General features: G+C 66.2%; 1 protein-coding gene. It reads left to right on the top strand.

Annotated features, from left to right (window positions below; translation table 11 throughout):
- Window positions 1-1,186 precede the first annotated feature (1,186 nt).
- A partial coding sequence (locus H8R17_RS48095) for a DNRLRE domain-containing protein (RefSeq protein WP_262505922.1) occupies window positions 1,187-5,055 on the top strand: 3,869 nt, incomplete at its 3' end.

Here is a 5,055-nt window from a genome sequence, read left to right as displayed (position 1 = left end):
TCAGGTGGACTGGCAGTTCACCACCCACGATGCACGCATCAAACTGCGTCACCTTTATCCCAAATATTAGCCGCGACAGTCTACTAGAACTGCGGCGCCGCTTGGCGTGCCCTGCTGTCGGTGCAGGCCAGACGGATGTTCAGCGGCATGTTTAGGTCACGGGAGACAAGGAAATGATTCGGTGATACCGAGAGCAGGCAGACTTTTGGCGTGCCTGGTGGTGGCCGCGGTGACGAGTACCGCGCTGCCCCAGCTCGCCTATGCGGCACCCGCATCCCATGACGGTGACGGAAAGGGAATTGTCGACACCGTCAAGAGCTGGTTCGACGATAGCAAAGAAAGTAAAAAGCCGCCATCGCATGATGAACTGAGTGTGGCGGATCGTCAGAAGCTGCCGCAGGGCAGGAAGGAGCCGAAGGCCAGGCGGGTCAAGGAGCTGACGGGGCGCCGTACCCCCGAGGCGCGTTTCTGGCAGTTGTCGGACGGCCGGGTACAGGCGGAGCTGTCCGCGCTCCCGAGCTCCTACCGGGATGCCAAGTCCAGGTCGTGGAAGACGATCGACACGACGGTGCGGGCGGCGTCGAAGGCGGCGGCAGGGAAGGGTTTCGAGTTCGCCAACACGACCAATGACGGGCGGAGTTGGTTCGGTTCGGACACCCGTCGGCTGGTGCGGTTCCAGTCGCCGGACGGCCGCTCGGTCACCCTGGGCCTTGAGGGCGCCGGCAAGAAGCTGGAGCCGAAGGCGAAGGGTTCGACGGTCACGTACCAGGACCGGGCGCACGGCGCGAGTCTGGCCTACGGTGTGGGTCCGGGCCGAGTGAAGGAGAACATCACTCTCGCCAAGCGTCCGACCGGTCCGCTGAAGTTCACGTTCACGCTGGACACGGCCGGGCTCGTGCCGAAGGCGCGCAAGGACGGATCGATCGCGCTGTACGGGGAGTTGCCGCACACGCCGGTGATGGTGATTCCGGCGCCGTTCATGACGGACGCGAAGAAGGCGGACGACTCCGTCTTCGGGCAGACCTACAGCACGAAGGTCACGCAGAAGCTGACCCGGGTCGGCAAGTCCTGGAAGATCACCGTCGCGCCGGACGCCAAGTGGCTTGCGTCCAAGGACCGCCAGTACCCGGTGGTGATCGACCCGACGATCACGATCGCGCCGAGTCCGGCCGACTCCCAGGATGTCATGGTCCTGTCGGATCAGTCGGCGACGAACTTCAACTCGAGCTGGAAGCTGTCGGTCGGCAAGACGGACACCGGTATCGCTCGTTCGCTGATCAAGTTCCCGCTGTCGGAGATCCCGTCGGGCACGAAGATCGACGCGGCGCGTCTGGAGATGTACTACGACCAGGCGCACACCACGAACGCCAACGATGTCACCATCGGCGCCTACCGGGCGACCGGAGCGTGGGATGAGTCGACGGCGACGTGGTCCAACACCAGTTCGCTGGTGGGTGAGCAGTCCGGGACCAGCGTTCAGGTGGACGACGGGGATGCGGGCACGACGGCGGCCACCGGTTCCTGGCCGGCGTCCGGCTCGACGCTGACGCAGTACGCGATCGGGTCCGACTACCACTACAACAAGGACTCGGTGGCGGGGGACACCTACGCCTGGCAGCCGAAGCTGCCGGAGTCGGATTCCTACCGGGTGGATGTGCACTACGTGCCGGCCTCGGACCGGGCGACGAACGCCCCGTTCACGGTGACGGGCAGCGGCGGTTCCACGACGTACACGGTGGACGAGTCCTCCGGCACGGGCGGTGTGTGGACGTCCCTGAACGGCGGCAAGAAGATCGCCTTCGGCAAGGGTACGGCCGGCAAGGTCGTCCTCGGCGACGGTCCCGCCTCGACGTCGACGGCGGTGATCGCGGACGCGGTGCGCTGGGTGAACCCGGCGACCATCGTGAAGCACACCGGCCAGTACAACCTGTGGCACCGGTTCCCGGTGACCGACACCGTCCAGAAGTGGGTCAACGGCACCGACCCGAACGACGGGTTCGTGCTGAAGGGCACGGACGAGTCATCCACCGCCCCGCTGGGCGGCCCGCGCTACGAGTCGGGGGATGGCTCCTACGGCGGTGAGACATCCACGATCCCCAGGTTGACGGTCACCTACGGTGCGGTCGGGACCGCGCTGGACTCGCCGACGGTCATCCACTCCACCGGTCCGGAGCTGCACTGGCCCGCGTACAAGAACACCAGCGGCGACCCGGGCCTGGACATCGCCGGGTACGAGCTGTACCGGTCCACGCAGCAGGCGTTCAACCCGTCCCCGGCCACGCTGGTCGCGCCGATCGGCGCGTCCGCGACGTCGTACACGGACACCACCGCGACGCCGACTCCGGACTCCTCCAGTGTGGAGATCGGGCGGTCGTACTACTACCAGATCGCGGTGCGGACGAAGAACGGCCAGCTGCTCGGCTCGCCGACCCGGATCGTGGGCGTGCCGAAGGCGGGCCGCACGATGCGGCTGATCCAGGGCACTTCTGGGGTCACGGACACCACGCTGTCCTCCGGTCAGCCGACCACCAACCAGGACGCCATCCAGTCCTACGGGATCGGGCAGAAGTGGCTGGAGGTGGGCAACAACTCTCCCACCTACGGCAAGACCCGTGCGGCGTTGAAGTTCGACACGTCCAGCATTCCGACCACGGCGACGGTGCTGGAGTCCCGCCTGTTCATGTGGGGGGCGGAGACCACCACCGGCACCGACGGCGCGATCTACGAACTGCACGGTCTTACCCGCGACTTCGGTGAGACGACGGCGACCTGGAACAACGCGGACTCCACCACGGCATGGAGTACGGCGGGCGGTGACTACTCGGGCACGGTCTCGGACACGGTCGCCTCGGTGTCGGACGTCGGCCGGCACGAGTGGGACGCCACGTCGCTGACCCAGGGCTGGACCAGGACGCCATCGTCCAACCACGGGGCCATGGTCAAGCTGAAGGACGAGTCCACCACCGGGCCGCAGGAGCGCACGTTGTTCCTGTCCTCGGAGGCCTCCGACTACCAGCTCGGCCCGCTGCTGCGCGTCATCTACGTCGACTCGACGACCTCGGACACCTACTACGCGCCGACCACCCCGTCGCGGATGACCCCGAACTCCACCTACACGGTGGACTTCACGATCACCAACACGACCAGCGCGGCGTGGGCGGCCGGTGAGCGGGAGCTGTCGTACACCTGGAAGCTGCCGGACGGCACGGATGTCACCACCGGCGGCAACCAGCTGTCCACGGCGATACCCGCGCTCAGCCCCGGCGAGTCGGCGACGATCCAGGCCCAGGTCGCCACGCCGATCAACTCCGACTCAGGCAACAAGCGCACCAACTACGTGCTCGGCTGGGACATCCGCAAGGTCTCCGACGGCTCCTGGCTGTCCGCCACGAACACCTCGATCCAGCCGCTGAAACAGAACGTGGCGGTGGAGGACCCCACCTCCAACACGCTCGGCCTGGAGAAGTTCTACTCCTACACCGGCAAGAACACCGGCGCCGGCTCGACGGTGATGAACAACCTGGCCTCGGGCAACACGGTGTGGTCGTACAACGCGTTCTCCAACCCCGGCCGCGGCCTGACGACGTTCGCGCGTTTCGCCTACAACTCGCTCGACACCTCCGACACGGTGTCGGGTGCGGGCTGGTCGATGCAGCTGGCGGGGCCGATCCGGCTGGGCGCGCCGCTGGACTTCCACCCCAACCCCAACCCGACCGAGATACGTCTCCCGGACGGCGACGGCACCACCCACGTCTTCACCAAGCAGGCGGACGGCAGCTGGAAGGCCCCGGCGGGCGTCCACTACCAGATCACGATGAAGGCGAACCTGGACTGCACCCCGAACAAGGACCCGGTCCCCGACGCCTGGACCCTGCTGCGCCCGGACGGCACCCGCTTCCTCTTCGGCTGCGACGGCTACCTGACCTCGGTGGTCGACAAGAACGGCAACACGCAGACGTACACGTACGCCGAGCGCAAGTCCAACAACAAGCCGACCAAGTTCCTGCAGTACATCACCGACCCCGCCGGCCGCCAGTCCCTCAGGGTCGACTACTACGGGAAGGGCGACGCGTCGTACGAGTACATCGACGACACCGGCGCCAAGGTCACCGGCACCAACCTGACCAACTCCAAGATCTACGACCACGTCAAGTCCATCACGGACATCTCGGGCCGCAAGGTCTCCTTCTACTACACCACCAAGGGCCTGCTCGGTCAGTTCACCGACGGTGACGGCTCCGCCCAGCCGAAGGTGTTCAAGTTCACCTACGACGCCACCCAGGGCAACAAGAACGTCAAGCTGGTCACCGCGACCGACCCGCGCGGCCACGACACGAAGCTGGCCTACTACGCCCCGCAGACCGGCGACAACCCCGCCTACCACTGGTGGACCAAGACCATCACCGACCGCCTGAACGGCACCACCGACTTCGCGTACGCGGCGGACACGTCGAACACGAAGTTCACCGACACGACGGTCACGGACGCCGAATCGCACGCCACGAGATACGTGACGGACGACTTCGCCCGCCCGGTCCAGACCACAAACGCCAAGTCCGAGACCATGAAGTTGTCGTGGGACGCGGACAACAACGTCACCTACCTGGAGGATGCCAACGGGGCGAAGACCGCATACTGCTACGCCCCCAAGACGGGCTACCCGCTGCGCCACTGGGACGCGGAGACGACCAAGTCGTGGACCTCGTTCAACCCGACCGACTACTGCAACGCATCCAGCTACCCGTCGGGCGGCTCGGCGTACGCGTACCAGACGCGTGCGGACGGCTACTCGGCCGACCTGTACACCAAGACCTCCCCGGAGGGCCGCACCTGGCAGTTCGGTTATGACACCTTCGGCAACCTGACCTCGGTCACCGACCCGGACGGTGTCGCCACCGCGACGGCAGGTGACTACACCACGAAGTACGCCTACGACTCCTACGGCGAGCTGACCACCGCGACGGACGCCGACAACAACCCGACGACGTACAGCGACTTCGGTCCGACCGGCTACCCGGCGACCATCACGGACGCGCTGAACAAGTCGACGTCGTT

The sequence above is a fragment of the Streptomyces sp. TRM68367 genome, from assembly GCF_014495685.1.
Lineage (GTDB): Bacteria > Actinomycetota > Actinomycetes > Streptomycetales > Streptomycetaceae > Streptomyces.
The sequence above is the reverse complement of the archived record's forward strand: the minus strand, read 5'-3'. Positions and strand labels throughout refer to the sequence as shown.